17 protein-coding genes and 1 tRNA gene are annotated in these 14,021 nt (G+C 67.8%); 13 read left to right on the forward strand and 5 right to left on the reverse strand.

Annotated features, from left to right (window positions below; all coding sequences use genetic code 11):
* Positions 1–6: 6 nt before the first annotated feature.
* The 4 genes from NM203_RS17115 to NM203_RS17130 all read left to right on the forward strand — a co-directional run bounded on the left by NM203_RS17115 (position 7) and on the right by NM203_RS17130 (position 2,215).
* Entirely contained in the window at positions 7–522 is a 516-nt protein-coding gene (locus NM203_RS17115; protein ID WP_255061210.1) for a WXG100 family type VII secretion target, read from the forward strand.
* Positions 519–836, forward strand: a complete 318-nt coding sequence (locus NM203_RS17120) for a type VII secretion target (RefSeq protein ID WP_255061211.1) — start codon at positions 519–521, stop codon at positions 834–836. Before NM203_RS17115 ends, NM203_RS17120 begins: the two co-directional genes overlap by 4 nt.
* A 51-nt stretch (positions 837–887) precedes the next feature.
* Positions 888–961, forward strand: a tRNA-Met gene (locus NM203_RS17125).
* A 66-nt stretch (positions 962–1,027) separates the two neighbouring features.
* Positions 1,028–2,215, forward strand: coding sequence for an MFS transporter (locus NM203_RS17130; RefSeq protein ID WP_255061212.1), 1,188 nt, complete (start codon positions 1,028–1,030; stop codon positions 2,213–2,215).
* Here NM203_RS17130 and NM203_RS17135 read toward each other — a convergent pair.
* Positions 2,212–3,720: a right-handed parallel beta-helix repeat-containing protein gene (locus NM203_RS17135; RefSeq protein ID WP_255061213.1), complete on the reverse strand. Its 1,509-nt coding sequence runs from the start codon at positions 3,718–3,720 to the stop codon at positions 2,212–2,214. The genes NM203_RS17130 and NM203_RS17135 overlap by 4 nt on opposite strands.
* Before the next feature lie 48 nt (positions 3,721–3,768).
* On the opposite strand from NM203_RS17135, the gene NM203_RS17140 reads away from it, so the two are divergent.
* Positions 3,769–4,578: a crotonase/enoyl-CoA hydratase family protein gene (locus NM203_RS17140; protein ID WP_255061214.1), complete on the forward strand. Its 810-nt coding sequence runs from the start codon at positions 3,769–3,771 to the stop codon at positions 4,576–4,578.
* Between the two features lie 3 nt (positions 4,579–4,581).
* On the forward strand, positions 4,582–5,382 hold the full coding sequence (locus tag NM203_RS17145; RefSeq protein WP_255061215.1) for a mycofactocin-coupled SDR family oxidoreductase: 801 nt from the start codon (positions 4,582–4,584) through the stop codon (positions 5,380–5,382).
* A gap of 10 nt (positions 5,383–5,392) precedes the next feature.
* On the opposite strand, the gene NM203_RS17150 is transcribed toward NM203_RS17145, so the two are convergent.
* Together NM203_RS17150 and NM203_RS17155 are read right to left on the reverse strand one after the other, a co-directional pair.
* Positions 5,393–5,737: a heme-binding protein gene (locus tag NM203_RS17150; protein WP_255061216.1), complete on the reverse strand. Its 345-nt coding sequence runs from the start codon at positions 5,735–5,737 to the stop codon at positions 5,393–5,395.
* Between the two features lie 40 nt (positions 5,738–5,777).
* Complete coding sequence (locus NM203_RS17155) at positions 5,778–6,065, reverse strand: hypothetical protein (RefSeq protein WP_255061217.1); 288 nt, start codon at positions 6,063–6,065, stop codon at positions 5,778–5,780.
* 311 nt (positions 6,066–6,376) lie between these two features.
* Between NM203_RS17155 and NM203_RS17160 the strand changes: the two genes are divergently transcribed.
* Genes NM203_RS17160 through NM203_RS17175 form a run of 4 tightly spaced genes read left to right on the forward strand, consistent with a single transcriptional unit; the run spans position 6,377 to position 10,593 of the window.
* The gene (locus NM203_RS17160) at positions 6,377–6,937 is read left to right on the forward strand and encodes a hypothetical protein (protein WP_255061218.1); all 561 of its coding nucleotides are present in this window, start codon (positions 6,377–6,379) and stop codon (positions 6,935–6,937) included.
* Positions 6,938–8,257: a Dyp-type peroxidase gene (locus tag NM203_RS17165; RefSeq protein WP_255061219.1), complete on the forward strand. Its 1,320-nt coding sequence runs from the start codon at positions 6,938–6,940 to the stop codon at positions 8,255–8,257. It begins immediately after the preceding gene.
* A 10-nt stretch (positions 8,258–8,267) separates the two neighbouring features.
* A complete protein-coding gene (locus NM203_RS17170; RefSeq protein ID WP_255061220.1) occupies positions 8,268–9,284 on the forward strand; it encodes a hypothetical protein in 1,017 nt (338 codons plus the stop codon).
* Positions 9,285–9,333: 49 nt separating this feature from the next.
* A complete protein-coding gene (locus NM203_RS17175) occupies positions 9,334–10,593 on the forward strand; it encodes an HNH endonuclease (protein WP_255061221.1) in 1,260 nt (419 codons plus the stop codon).
* A gap of 6 nt (positions 10,594–10,599) precedes the next feature.
* Here the strand turns inward: NM203_RS17175 and NM203_RS17180 are convergent, their stop codons facing one another.
* Positions 10,600–10,974, reverse strand: coding sequence for a DUF6319 family protein (locus NM203_RS17180; RefSeq protein ID WP_255061222.1), 375 nt, complete (start codon positions 10,972–10,974; stop codon positions 10,600–10,602).
* A 73-nt stretch (positions 10,975–11,047) separates the two neighbouring features.
* Positions 11,048–11,818, reverse strand: coding sequence for an IclR family transcriptional regulator (locus NM203_RS17185; RefSeq protein ID WP_255061223.1), 771 nt, complete (start codon positions 11,816–11,818; stop codon positions 11,048–11,050).
* Between the two features lie 152 nt (positions 11,819–11,970).
* Here NM203_RS17185 and NM203_RS17190 point away from each other — a divergent pair, with 152 nt between their 5' ends.
* From NM203_RS17190 to NM203_RS17200, 3 genes are all read left to right on the forward strand, one after another.
* Entirely contained in the window at positions 11,971–12,672 is a 702-nt protein-coding gene (locus NM203_RS17190; RefSeq protein WP_255061224.1) for a CoA transferase subunit A, read from the forward strand.
* 1 nt (position 12,673) lies between these two features.
* On the forward strand, positions 12,674–13,336 hold the full coding sequence (locus NM203_RS17195) for a CoA transferase subunit B (protein ID WP_255061225.1): 663 nt from the start codon (positions 12,674–12,676) through the stop codon (positions 13,334–13,336).
* Positions 13,333–14,021: thiolase family protein (locus NM203_RS17200; protein WP_303624713.1), on the forward strand; the 689-nt coding region annotated here is incomplete at its 3' end. The genes NM203_RS17195 and NM203_RS17200, both read left to right, overlap by 4 nt.

Below are 14,021 nucleotides of genomic sequence, written 5' to 3' on the forward strand. Positions count from 1 at the left end.
ATGCCGGTGACGGTGTCACTAGTGCTCGCCTCGAATCCCGCCTCGCTGGTGACGGCCTCCGGCGAGGTCAGCGCGGGTGCAGCCGAGGTCGACGAGCGCATCGCGACGGAGCGGTCCCGGCTCGAGGGGTTGTCGGCGACGTGGACGGGGACGGCGTCGGCCGCGGCGCTGGATCACGCCGAGAGCATGCTCGCCGCTCAGCGGCGCTATCGCGACACGCTGCACGCGCTGCAGGGGGAGTTGGCCGCGGCGGGTGGGGAACTCGTCCATCTGCGCTCCGAAGTCGCGGATCTGGTAGCCGGTGTCGAGGCCACGTTGTTCCACATCGCGGATGACGGCACGACGACGCCGGGGCCGATCCTGGCGACGCTGGCGAAGCTGTCGCCCGTGCTCGCGATGGACGTCAGGCTGCGGGGGCTGACGCTGCAGACGGCGATTCAGACCGCGCTGGAGAAGTTCGACGCCGCCGATCGGGCTGCCGCTCATCAGTTGCGTCAGATCACCAGGGGGCTGGCCGGATGAGCGCGGGCACGTTGGCAGTCGATACGGGATCGATGCGCGGTGCCGCGGCGGGTCTGGCGGGCGTGGCGATCGAATTCCACGGCGAAAAGGCGGGATTGGCCGTGACGGCGGGAGCCGGCGGGATGGACGGGCTTGCGACGTCGTCGGCCTGTCTCGACGTCGGTGGTGCGCTGCGCGGCGAGGCCCGCGCACTGGGCGACGACGTGCAGGGCTACGCCGACAAGCTGGCTGCGGCCGCAGAGCGCTACGAGCGCAGCGACTACGAGGCCGCGGAGAGCATCGACTTCGCCGGACCGGCGGATTCGCCTCGCTGAGCAGCCGATTTGGAGCTGTAGCCGCGACCCCGGTAACCTTGCGTTCACCATCGCGGGGTGGAGCAGCTCGGTAGCTCGCTGGGCTCATAACCCAGAGGTCGCAGGTTCGAATCCTGTCCCCGCTACTAGGTAGAACGGCCCCCGGAGACTTCTCCGGGGGCCGTTTTCATGGGGAGGCGATGATCAACCGCGTGTCGACGAACAGCCAGGCGTGGTCGCGCACCGCTGTCTTCCTGGTGTTCGCGGTGTTCGGCACCTGTATCGCCACGTGGGCCGTGCACATCCCGTCGGTCGCCGAGCGCACCGACATCTCGGCGGGAACCCTCGGCACGATGCTGCTTCTACTGGGGGCGGGGGCGCTGGTGGGAATGCAGATCGCCGGTCCGCTCGTCACACGGTGGGGCGGCGCGCGCGTGGCACTCGTCGGAGGCGTGGCGATGTCGTCGACGCTGGCACTGCCGCTCAATGCGCCCACCCCGATCCTGCTCGCCGCGGCGATGCTCGTGTTCGGGATCGCGTCGGGTATCGCCGACGTCGGCATGAACGCGCGCGCGGTGACCGTCGAACAACGTGCGGGCAAGCCGATCATGTCGGCGTTCCACGCCGTGTTCTCGGTGGGCAGCGTCGTCGGATCACTTGTCGGCGCAGGCATGTTGGCGGCTGCGTGGAGCCTCGGCGTGAGCAGTGTCGTCGTGTGCACGGCGTGCCTGCTGCTGATGGCGGTCACCGCCCCGAACCTGCTGGGCGACGGCGCCGAACGCCCGACACAGCCCGAGCGACCCGTCGACGCGGGGTCGGGACTCGCGCCGAAGGCCAAGCGTCGCAAGCTGATTCTGCTCGCCGCGGTGGCCTTCCTGCTGTACCTGGCCGAAGGCAGCGCCATGGATTGGAGCAGTCTGCACGCCCAGGAGCATCTCGGAGCGTCGAATGCGCTTGGCGCCCTGACGTTCGCGTCCTTCGTCACGGCGATGACCATCGGACGCTTCAGCGCCGACTACGTCAGCGCGAGGAAGGGTGCGGTGTGGGTGCTCCGCTACGGCGGCATCGCGTCGGCGATCGGTCTAGCCGTCGTGGTGGCCTCTCCCGCGCTGCCGTTGACCATCGTGGGGTGGCTCATTCTGGGCATCGGACTGTCGGGCGGCGTCCCGCTGGTGTTCTCGGCGGCGGGGAACGTGCCGGGCGTCACGGGAACGGAGTTCTCGCGGGTGATCGGTGGCGGGTACATCGCACTGCTCGCCGGACCCGCCCTCATCGGATGGCTTTCGGAACTCGTCACCCTCAACGTCGCGCTGCTGCTGCCGCTCATCGGCGTCGCCGTCGCCGCGCTGTCGGCGAGGGCGGTCAGTCCCGCGCGTGCCGGGGCGCTGCCGAAAAGCTAGCTGCGCGAGGCCTCGTCGCTGTTGCCGTACGCACCGAGTTCGACACCGCCCTCGCCCCTGCCGAGAGCGGGGCTCGAGGCGTCGTCGTCCACGTAGCCCGTCGGAGTCCAGTGGCCGTTCGCCGACCGGAGATGGAAGTCGCCGTTCGCGGCGTTGACGAACAGCGGATCGGCGGGCGCGAGGACACCGTCTCCGAATGTGACGGCGACGCCGTTGTCGGTGTACTCCGTCTGCACCATCGAGTGGGAGACGTCGACCGCCACGGCGTCGCAGGAGTCGACCCCGCAGTTGGCGACGACGTCGGCCCCCTCCTCGTTGCCGTAGAAGATCGAGTTCGCGATCGTGTAGTCGTCGGCCGCGCCGTTGCCGTTGTCGACGGTGAGGCCCGCACCGGGTCCGCTGCAGCCGACCTCCTTGGCGTTGACGATCGTCATGTACTCGAACGTGCCGGTGGTCGGACCCGCGCCGTCCGGACCCGAGTCGACGTAGAGGTTCCCGCCGCAGTTGCCGTCGAAGATCTCGTGTTCGCCTCTGCACGTGGCGGAGTCGTCGCAGAAGAAGCCGCCCCCGGTGATCCCGGCTCGGTTGTCGCGATACACGTTCCACGCCAGGGTCGCCGTCGTGTGCTGGCCGCCGCCGTTGTTCGCGCCGATGTAAAGACCCGCGCCCCAACCCGTTACCTCGTTGTCGGCGAAGACGTTGGACGTGACGGTGAGGGTGTTGCCGAACAGGTAGACCGCGCCACCGTGCGAGCTCTCGGGCTCGGTGCCGGCGTTCTCCGTGACCAGATTGTTCGCGAACGTGACGTCGTTCCGGTCGAGGGTGTCGTCGAGTGCGCCCGCTCCGCCGCGTCCGCAGCTGTTCCTGGTGAACACGTTGCCCTCGATCGTCGCCCTGACGTTCGACAGCGAGAACGCCGCGCCGATGAGAGCGGGGTCGTTGCAGGCGTTGTCGTGAAACGTGTTGTTGGTGATGTCGATTCGACCCATGAAGTACGTCGAGCGTGAGATCGCCTGCGCGTAGCCGCTGATGTCGAAGCCGTCGATGGCGACGAGCTCGTCGTCTTTCGGAGCCGGATCACTCGCCTGATAGAAGGAGCCGGTTCCGCCGCCCTCGACCCTCGAGACGTATGCCGCCGAGTCGCGGACCGTGAAGCCCGAACCGGATTGGAAGCCTCCCGCGAGGGTGAAGTACTTCTCGCCCGGCGCGAGCTCCTCGCCCGAATAGATGCCTTCGGCGACGCAGATGATCGCACCGTTCGTCGCGGCCTCGACGGCTTCGGCGATCGTCGAGAAGGTTCCCTCGCCGCCCCCGGCCGCGTCGACGTACGAGTCGCACGCCGGGATCTCGGTCGTGCCCGCCGCCGAGACGGCGAGCGGCGCGCGTGCCGCCGATGCGCCACTGCCGGTGCCGCTGCCTGTGGGTTGGCCGGGCTCCGCGCACGCGCCGGCGACCACGCAGCCGGTGAACACGACGGCGAGCCCGACCCTGGTGCGTGCGCGCATGCCCGTGACTATGACGGATCCGGTCGCCGGCGGAGTAGGTTCCGAGGCATGAGCGAAGACAGGGTTCGCGTCCGGATGGGCGACAGCGGTGTGGCGACGGTGACGATGGTCCGGGCGGACAAGCACAACGCACTCGACCAGGCGATGTTCGAGGGCCTGGTCGCGGCGGCGGCGCAGGTCGCGGCCGACACGTCGGTGCGCGCGGTGGTGCTGCACGGCGAGGGGAAGAGCTTCTGCTCGGGCCTCGACGTCGCGAGCTTCATGTCCGGCCGGGGTGGCACCGGGGTGCTGCTCGAGCGCGACGGCGATCACGTGGCCAACCTCGCGCAGAGCGTGAGCTACGACTGGTCGCTGGTGCCCGCACCGGTCATCGCCGCGATTCACGGAAACTGCTTCGGAGGTGGCCTTCAGATCGCGCTGGGCGCCGACATCCGGATCGCCGCGCCGGATGCGAAACTGTCCGTCATGGAGGTCAAGTGGGGCCTGGTTCCCGACATGGGCATTACGCAGGCCCTGCCGCGGCTGGTGCCGATCGACGTGGCGAAGGAGCTGACGTTCACCGGCCGAATCGTCTCCGGCAGTGACGCTTTCGCGCTCGGGTTGGTGACGCGGAACAGCGGGGATCCGCTGGCTGCGGCGCTCGAGCTCGCCGAGGAGATCGCGCAGAAGTCACCCGATGCCGTCCGCGCCGCCAAGCGCCTGTACGACGAGACCTGGGTGAGCGACGACGCCCGTGGCGCCCTGAAGCTCGAATCCGAGCTTCAGACGGGCCTGATCGGATCGCCCAACCAGATCGCGGCCGTCATGGCCGGAATGTCAGGGGAGAAGCCGGTTTTCGCGGATCCGACGCAGGGTTAGGGGATGGGTGCGCTGGAAGGTCGAGTCGCGTTCATCACGGGCGGTGCACGCGGGCAGGGTCGTGCCCACGCCCTCGCGCTCGCCGCGGAAGGGGCGAACGTCGTCATCGCCGACGCGCCCCGCCCGATGAACCTGACCTATCCGCTCGGCACCGAGGACGACCTGCGGGCCACGGCCAAGGAGGTCGAGGAGTTCGGCGGCCTCTGCCTGCCGATCCCGATGGACGTACGCGACCCCGACGCGGTGTCCGCCGCCGTCGACGAAACGGTGAGCAGCCTGGGTGGTCTCGACATTCTGGTGGCCAACGCTGGAATCGTGAGCACCGGGCCGCTGGACGAGGTGACCGACGAGGTCTGGCATCAGCTCGTCGACACCAATCTGACGGGTGTGTTCCACGTCCTGCGGGCGGTGATCCCGGTGATGCGCCGCCGGCGCTTCGGCCGGATCGTCGTGACGTCGTCGATGGGCGGCCGGATGGGCATCCCCGAGCTGGGCGCCTACAACGCCACGAAGTGGGGCGTCATCGGGCTCGCGAAATCGGTGGCGTTGGAGGTCGCCAAGGAGGGCATCACCGTCAACGTCATCTGCCCGACCACGGTGCACACGCCGATGGTGCAGCCGGTGGACGCCGACGATGTTCCCGACGAACTGGTCCAGCGGATGATGCGCGCCAATCCGATTCCGCAGCCGTGGATCGAACCCGAGGACGTCAGTCGCGGGCTGCTGTACCTGGTCACCGACCCCGGCGTGGTCACCGGCAGCGTCCTCGAGATCGGCCTCGGCGGCAGCGCTCGGATCCACTAACGCGCGGACGTCAGCCCATCGGCATCTCGGGAAGAGGTGCGTTGCAGCGGTCCCGGAAGTCGGTGGCGGCCTGTCTGACCGCTCGGAGCTCGTCGGCCACCTGGGGATTGGCCTGCATGTACGCCTCGATCTCCGTGCGCATCTCATCCCTGGACTTGCCCTTGAGCCCGGTGAAGAAGGCGTTGACGTCGGGGTGGGTGAACAGATAGGCCGAAGTGCCGGCGGACACGCCGGACATGACGCCGGCCAGGTCGGCCGCGGTGCAGTTGGGTGGATCGGCGGCGGCGGTCGCCGAGGTGCCGACGAGGGTCGCGCCGGCAATCAGCCCGGCGCCGATCAGGGTGCGGATGTACACGGGAGTCTCCAATCGATGGGTGGTGGGTGGGTCGCGGTGCTCAGCGCGGGCCGATGCCGCCGGGTCGTCCGGGTCGGCCTCCGCCGATGATGATGTCCATGTCCCACCCGTCGTCGCAGTACCAGGGATCGGCGCAGTAGGAGGGGTAGTACGGGCCCGCGGTCGGGGGAGTCGGACCGCCGCCCCGGACTTCGCCCGTACTGCTGCACACGGTCGCATTGCCGGCTTGGACGCAGTCCGCCACCGCCGGTGACGCGGTGACGACGCTGACGGGTAGCACGGCCATCACCGCCAACCCTGCGCTCACATAGCGATGTATCACTCGCACGGTCGCTCCTTGGATGAAGAGCCCTGTGGGACATCGGCATCTTGTCGATGCGGCAGGACCAGCGGTTCGCGAATACTAGCCCCGGTTCAGCGGGTGGGGGACGCGATTGGCAAACTCGTGATCGGTGCTGGGTCCCAGTGAAACCGCCGTACCTGAAAGCACTGCGGCGCTGGCAAATTAGTTAAGTTCACGGCACTTTTTTCGAGCGGACACGTCGACGTTCTTGGTCGGATCACCTCGTCGAATGTGCAGTTTTCGTTGAACTCGGAATGTAATGTCCGGTGTTCCTGACCATCGAGGGAGGCCGCGACATGGCTGCACACGAGCCCGACTGGAGCAAGCCGGCTGCGGTGGCCATCCCGAAGGAGGGCTACTTCGAGCTGGAGCGCGGTCGCTACGGCCCGGTGTATCCCAGAACCCCTGCGTGTCACGGATTCTCCATCATCGCCAAGGTGAAGGAAGGTCGCGAGGACGTGGTTCGCGCGTACGGGAAGACCATCGAGGAGACCATCGCCGCCAGCCCGGAGGCGTTGGCGCCGTTGCGATTACACTACCTGCGCTGGAATCTCTTCGACGTGGGTTCCGGTCTGCACTTCCAGTACATGGGCATCTTCGACACCGACTTCGACAAGTACACCGAGGATGCGGTTCAGCTGTTCAGCGCGACCGGCATCACCACCATCTTCACCCAGCTCGAAGGTTTTCCCGAGGATTGGAAGGAGAATCCCGAGGCCTTCATCAGATTCGTTCGGGATCACCAGGTGCCGAGCTTCCTCGAATACGGCGAGTATCCGTACGTGACGGCAGACGAGATCAAGAAAGCCCTTCGCTTGAAGGCCGCCTTCTCGGACATGCTCGATCAGATGCAGTAAATGCTCGAGCTCGACGACATTCAGCACATCCTGCTGACCCGTACCCCGGCCATCACCGGGCGCTATGAATTCCTGACGTTCGATACCGCCGAGGGCGGCCGGGCGTGGCTGTCGGAGCTGGCGGACCTCGTGCAGTCGGCGGCCGATGTGAGCGCGACGATGGAGGAGTCCGATCGCTGGATCACCGTTGCGTTCACCTGGAACGGGCTGCGCGCACTCGGCGTGCCCGACGAATCGTTGGCGACGTTTCCCGCCGAGTTCCGGGAGGGCATGACCGCTCGGGCCGATATTCTGGGCGATGTCGGCGCGAACGCGCCGGAGCACTGGGTCGGTGGGCTGGCGGGCGATGACCTGCACGCAATCGCGATCCTCTTCTCCCGCACCGATGAGCAGTGTGTCCGCTCACTGCAGGAGCACGACGCGCTCCTCGCGAGGATCGACGGCGTTCGCAGCCTGTCGTATCTCGACCTGAACGCGACGCCGCCGTTCAACTACGCCCACGATCACTTCGGCTTCCGAGACCGGCTGTCGCAACCGGTGATGAAGGGATCCGGCGAGGAGCCGACGCCCGGCTCCGGCCCGGCCCTGGAGCCGGGCGAGTTCATCCTCGGCTATCCCGACGAGAACGGTCCGGTGGCCGGTCTGCCCCAGCCCGAGGTGTTGTCGCGCAACGGAAGTTACATGGCCTACCGGCGGCTCGAGGAACACGTCGCGTCGTTTCGCGACTACCTCGATGAACGGGCCGACACGCCTGAGGACGCGGAACTGCTCGCCGCGAAGTTCATGGGACGCTGGCGCAGCGGCGCCCCACTGGTGCTCGCGCCCACGCACGACGATCCCGAGCTCGGGGCAGACCCGTTGCGCAACAACGATTTCAACTACAAGGAGATGGATCCCCACGGTTACGCGTGCCCGCTGGGGGCCCATGCGCGGCGACTCAATCCGCGGGACACCGGGCACTACATGAATCGGCGGCGGATGATTCGGCGAGGTGCGACGTATGGTCCGGCGCTTCCCGACGGTGAACCGGACGACGGCGCCGCTCGAGGCATCGCCGCGTTCATCATCTGCGCCGACCTCGTCCGCCAGTTCGAGTTCGCCCAGAACGTGTGGATCAACGACAAGGCGTTCCACGAACTCGGCAACGAGCACGATCCGATCTGCGGCACTCAGGACGGAACCCTGGATTTCACCGTGCCCAAGCGTCCGATCCGCAAGGTGCACAAGGGCATTCCCGCCTTCACGACGCTCACCGGCGGGGCGTACTTCTTCCTGCCCGGACTGCGGGCGATCCGCTACCTCTGCACACCAGGCGAGTGAAGGATCCACCATGACTGCACTGCCGAGGGCGCGGACCTACAACCAGAGCCACGTCCCCCGACCGCGCACCAGCGGTCGACGCGTCAGCATCTACTGGACGTGGAGCTATCCCTGGGAAGCGCAGCGGAGTCCGGCGTCGATGGAGAACCGCTTCTCCACGATCACCGAAGTGCGCAACGTCGCATGGCCGGCCTACGAGACACCGGAGTACGCGGAGGCGAACTTCCTCCAGGGGATCGCGGGAACACTGGAACTCTTTCACCGCTCCACCCTCGACTTCCAGGCCGTGGCCGAGGCGGCCACCGGGCACCCGGTAGCCGTGTTCCAGCGAATCGACCAGGCGGGCTACAAACTTCCCATCGACGAGAGGATTCTCGACGACACCGACACGCTCATGGTGTTCGGCCTGGATCACCTGCTCTCCGAGCAGGAAGCGGCGCCCGAGGAGGTTGCCGCCATCGCCGAGTGGCTGCAGCGCGAGGGAACCTGCCTGCTGTTGGCCCCTCATCACGACGTCGGCTTCACCGACGACTACGCGCAGCGCCAGGTCGAGTACGAACACCACGGCGACCGCCTGGTGCCCCGGCAACAGCGTTTCGGCCAGTACACCCGGTCGCTGATGAAGGCCCTCGACGTGCCGGTGCACAACACCTGGGGTCTGCGACCGGCGGTCGTCGAGGGAACGACGGAGATCGCACCGCTCAACGGGTGTCGAGATCTCGATACTCCGGGACTGCTGGACAACGTCACGACCCTCAACTTCCACCCGCACCTGCCGCACTACCAACTCACCGCGCCGGAGAGCGACGGTCTGCGGGTGCTCGGGCGTCAGCGGGTCGACCCGAATCGCCCGCACCCGTTCACCGCCTCGGGGAACACCGAGTTCAACGCGCTCATCTGGATGCCCCCCGCCGGTCAGCGCGCGGGCGACATCGTGCTCACCGACTCGACGCACTTCACGACACTGTTCGGAGGTACGGACAGCCTGCGCAACCTGTGGCACAACCTCGCCACGATGACGACGTAGCCATCCGCGACGACACAGCGTGTCGGCCGGAAGATGTAGTATCGAACACATGTTCGAAAGAAGTGAAACTGCGCTGGTCGAGCGCATCGAGGCGCTCGAGCTCGGCAAGTCCGCCGCTGCCGCCGAGCAGGCCGAACTGACCGTCGAACTGGAGACCCTGCGCCGCGCGCGGGAAGCCGCCGAGGGCGTGCCCGCCCGTCGCCGCTGTACGGGCCTGGGCAGTGAGATCGCCCTCGCGCGCCACGACTCCCCGAACCGGGGCGGTCGCCACCTCGGGTTCGCCCGCGCGCTGGTCCACGAGATGCCCCACACCCTGGCCGCGTTGAGGGCCGGGGCGCTCTCGGAGTGGCGGGCCACCCTGATCGTGCGGGAGTCGGCGTGCCTGGACGTCGAGGACCGCCGCGAACTGGACCGCCGGATGTGCGCCGACCCGTCGTCTCTGGAAGGCAAGGGCGACAAGCGGATCGCCGCGGACGCCAAGGCGATCGCCTACGAACTGGACCCGCAGGCCGTCGTGGACCGCGCCGTGCGCGCCGAGTCCGAACGCACCGTCACCGTGCGACCGGCACCGGACAACATGACCTACGTGACGGCCCTGCTGCCGATGCCCAAGGGCGTCGGGGTCTACGCCGCCCTGAAACGGGAAGCCGATCTGAGCGTCGACGGTCGCGGCCGCGGTCAGGTGATGGCCGACACCCTCTACGAACGCATCACCGGCCGCCCCGCCGAGGTCCCGGTGCCGATCGCGGTGGACCTGGTGATCACCGACGAGACACTGCTCGGCGGTGACGACGTCCCCGCGCGGGTGCCCGGCTACGGTCCGATCCCGGCCGCGATCGCCTGCCGACTGGCCGGCGACGCGGTCGTCGACGAACGCTGCACAGCCACCCTGCGCCGGCTCTACCGTCACCCGGCGTCCGGGGCGCTGGTCGCCATGGAGTCGCGAGCCCGGCTGTTCCCCAAGGGTCTGGCCCGGTTGATCGGTTTCCGCGACGACACCTGCCGCACCCCGTACTGCGACGCCCCGATCCGCCACACCGACCACGCGCAGCCGCACCAGAGCGGCGGCCAGACAAGCGAACTCAACGGCGAAGGCACGTGCGAGGCGTGCAACTACGCCAAACAAGCCCCCGGCTGGCGAGTCACCACCGCACGCGAGCGCGACGGCACCCACACCTCCGAACTCACCACACCCACCGGAGCAACGCACCGCTCGGCGGCCCCGCCACTGCCGGGTCGAATGCGGCCGCCCGCGAGTCGCATCGAGATCGTCTACGCCGACCACCTCGCCTGGTGCAACGCCGCCTGAACGACCTCAGTCCAGATCGGCGAGAACCCTACGGGCGGCCTCGAGTTCGGCTTCCAGCGCGGCGACCTTGGCTGCCTGCTGCGAGCGGGCTTCTTCGATGATGCTGTCGATCGGGGTCGCGAGGTCGTCGTGCAGTTCCCTGGCGGCACGGGAGACGGCCGACGCCGCGACCGCGAGATCGCGAGCCAGGTAGGAACTGCCCTGCTTCAGTTCAGCGCGCCACTCGCCGTCCGCGGTGCCGGTGACGGTGAGGATCAACTCGATGGTCTTGGCCTTCCTGCCGGCTGACCTCTTCACGGGCGCCTTCACCGGCTTCTCCTCGGCGGGCGGTGCCACGTCCGTCAGCGCGTCGGCGGCTGGAGCGTCTACAGTCAGGGTCACGGCGAACTCCTCTGGGTTGTCGGGGTGAGCGCCATTAGAACACATGTTCGACGGGGCGAGTCAACATCCCTGGTCACGCCGTGTCGCCGCCACTGATCAACTGACTCAACCGATTCGCCTCCCGGAGCAGCAGATGTCCGAGGCGGGGCCGACGCTCGTCGCTGAAGCGCTGCTCGATTCCGGTCAGCGTCAGCGCGCCGATGGGCATCCCGCGCGAATCGAAGACGGCTGCCGCCATGCCCCACGAACCCTCGACGACCAGGCCGGGGTTGAGCGCCCAGCCGTCGGTCCGGGTCTGGGCGATCCTCGCCCGGATCGCGGCGGCAGTGTGGCCGCGGCCGAACTGCCCCGCGAGGTCGGCGCGCTTCAGATATCCGGACACGTCGGCGTCAGGCAGGTACGCCAGGACGGCGAGTCCCGCGGACACCACGCCGAGCGGGAACCGGGCACCTTCGTAGAGCACGTGCGATCTGATCGGGAAGTCACCGTCCTCCCGCAGCATCACGACGGTCTGGTTGCCGCGACGCAGCGAGAAGAACGCGCTCTCACCCGTCTCCGTGGCGAGTCGGTGGACGCAGTCGACCGCCTTCTCGGTGACGTCGAAGCGCGGCGCCGCTGCTGCACCGAGGACGAAGACCTCAGGCCCGAGGAACCACAACCCCGTCCTGCGGTCCCGGTCCGTCAGCCCCTCCGCTTCCAGCGTTTCGAGGAGTCGGTGGGCGGTGGGCCGGGGGATCTCCGTCGACCGTGCGAGATCGGTGGTGGAGATGCCGTGGCGGGAGTGTTCGGAGAGCGCTCGCAGAATGGACGCGACTCGACCGACGACGCTGGGTACCTCCGACATGGTCGTCCCCTCACGTCCACTCAGTGGACGATATCTCGGTGATCTGCTCGATGATCGAGCGGATCTGCGGCGATTATTGGCGTGGGTCACAGTATTAGGCACAGTGGCTTCAGGTTCGCTCAATGGACGTGTTAAGCGAGTGAGGAGTCGACATGAAGGTACGGGACACCCCGGCCGCGGCGCTGGACGGCCTGCTGCGCGACGGGATGACCATTGCCGTCGGAGGGTTCGGCCTCTGCGGCATTCCGCAGGGCCTGATCGAGGTGGTCCGTGACAGCGGTGTGCGCGATCTGACCGTCGTGTCCAACAACATGGGCGTCGACGGCAAGGGTCTGGGTCTGCTGCTGGAGAACCGGCAGGTGACCAAGGTGCTCGCCTCGTACGTGGGCGAGAACAAGCTGTTCGCCTCGCAGTACCTCGACGGAGTGCTGGAGGTCGAGTTCTGCCCGCAGGGCACCCTGGCCGAGCGCATGCGCGCGGGCGGTGCGGGCATCGCCGGGTTCTACACGCGCACCGGCGTCGGCACCCCGGTGGCCGAGGGCAAGCCGACCGAGGTCTTCGACGGTCAGGAGTACCTGCTCGAACGCGGCATAGTCGCGGATCTCGCACTGGTGCATGCGAAGTCGGCGGACGTCGAGGGCAACCTCCGCTACCGCCTCACCGCGCGCAACTTCAACCCGCTGGCCGCGACGTGCGGGCGGGTCTGTGTCGCCGAGGTGGAGGAGGTCGTCGACGGCTACCTGCATCCCGACGATGTGATGACGCCGGGCATCTACGTCGATCACGTCGTGGTCACGGCGCCAACGGGTTTCATCGAACAACGGACGATCCGGCAGCAGCCGGCGGAGGTGTGACATGGCGTGGACACGTGACGAGATGGCCGAGCTGGCGGCGCGTGAACTGAGCGACGGCGACTACGTGAACCTCGGTATCGGCATTCCGACCCTGGTGGCCAACTTCATCCCCGACGGCATGCGGATCATGCTGCACAGCGAGAACGGCCTCCTCGGCATGGGGGCCTTTCCGCTCGACGCCGACGTCGACCCCGATCTCATCAACGCGGGCAAGCAAACCGTCACCGCCGTCCCCGGCGCGTCGTACTTCGATTCGGCCGACAGTTTCGGGATGATCCGCGGCGGCCACGTCGACATCGCGATTCTCGGCGCGCTCCAGGTCGCCGCCAACGGGGACCTGGCGAACTGGATGGTGCCCGGCAAGTTGGTCAAGGGCATGGGCGGCGCAATGGATCTCGTCGCGGGAACCCGTCGGATCGTCGTCATCACCGAGCACAACGCCAAGGACGGTTCGGCGAAGATCGTCGAGCAGTGCTCGCTGCCGTTGACCGGCGCCGGTGTGGTGGATCGGATCATCACCGACCTCGCCGTGATGGATCTGGTGGACAACGAGATTCACGTGCGGCAGCTGGCACCCGATGTGACCGTCGACGACGTCCGCGAGCGCACCGGGGCGCCCATCGTCGACGCTCGCGCCGAGCAGCCGGTGGGAGGTGTGCGATGACCAGCCAGAAGATTACGTCGGTGATTGTTTCTGGGGCGCGGACTCCGGTAGGCAAGCTCATGGGTTCGCTGAAGGACTTCTCGGGTAGTGATCTCGGTGCCGTGGCGATCCGGGGCGCTCTGGAGCGGGCCGGGGTGTCGGCCGACGCCGTCGAGTACGTGATCATGGGTCAGGTGTTGACCGCGGGTGCCGGGCAGATGCCGGCGCGGCAGGCCGCGGTGGGTGCCGGGATCGGCTGGGATGTGCCGTCGTTGACGATCAACAAGATGTGCCTGTCGGGGATCGACGCGATCGCGCTGGCCGATCAGCTGATCCGGGCCGGGGAGTTCGAGGTGGTGGTGGCCGGTGGTCAGGAGTCGATGAGCCGAGCGCCGCATCTGCTGCCCGGGAGCCGGGAGGGGTTCAAGTACGGCGATGTGACGCTGGTGGATCATCTGGCCTATGACGGGCTGCACGACGTGTTCACCGATCAGCCGATGGGCGCGTTGACCGAGCAGCGCAACGATCAGGATCGGTTCACCCGCGCCGAGCAGGACGAGTTGGCGGCGCAGTCGCATCAGAGGGCCGCCGCGGCGTGGAAGGACGGCGTGTTCGCCGACGAGGTGGTGCCGGTCAGCATTCCGCAGCGCAAGGGGGACCCTGTCGAGTTCGGTGAGGACGAGGGGATTCGGGCGAACACGACCGC

Origin of the sequence: Mycolicibacterium arenosum, from assembly GCF_024320865.1 — a bacterium.
Classification (GTDB): Bacteria; Actinomycetota; Actinomycetes; order Mycobacteriales; family Mycobacteriaceae; genus Mycobacterium; species Mycobacterium arenosum.

Coding starts and splice junctions, on each gene's coding strand:
- NM203_RS17120 (WP_255061211.1), top strand. CDS start 519: ATGAGCGCGGGCACGTTGGCAGTCGATACGGGATCGATGCGCGGTGCC.
- NM203_RS17135 (WP_255061213.1), bottom strand. CDS start 3,720: ATGCGCGCACGCACCAGGGTCGGGCTCGCCGTCGTGTTCACCGGCTGC.
- NM203_RS17140 (WP_255061214.1), top strand. CDS start 3,769: ATGAGCGAAGACAGGGTTCGCGTCCGGATGGGCGACAGCGGTGTGGCG.
- NM203_RS17145 (WP_255061215.1), top strand. CDS start 4,582: ATGGGTGCGCTGGAAGGTCGAGTCGCGTTCATCACGGGCGGTGCACGC.
- NM203_RS17160 (WP_255061218.1), top strand. CDS start 6,377: ATGGCTGCACACGAGCCCGACTGGAGCAAGCCGGCTGCGGTGGCCATC.
- NM203_RS17165 (WP_255061219.1), top strand. CDS start 6,938: ATGCTCGAGCTCGACGACATTCAGCACATCCTGCTGACCCGTACCCCG.
- NM203_RS17170 (WP_255061220.1), top strand. CDS start 8,268: ATGACTGCACTGCCGAGGGCGCGGACCTACAACCAGAGCCACGTCCCC.
- NM203_RS17175 (WP_255061221.1), top strand. CDS start 9,334: ATGTTCGAAAGAAGTGAAACTGCGCTGGTCGAGCGCATCGAGGCGCTC.
- NM203_RS17185 (WP_255061223.1), bottom strand. CDS start 11,818: ATGTCGGAGGTACCCAGCGTCGTCGGTCGAGTCGCGTCCATTCTGCGA.
- NM203_RS17190 (WP_255061224.1), top strand. CDS start 11,971: ATGAAGGTACGGGACACCCCGGCCGCGGCGCTGGACGGCCTGCTGCGC.
- NM203_RS17195 (WP_255061225.1), top strand. CDS start 12,674: ATGGCGTGGACACGTGACGAGATGGCCGAGCTGGCGGCGCGTGAACTG.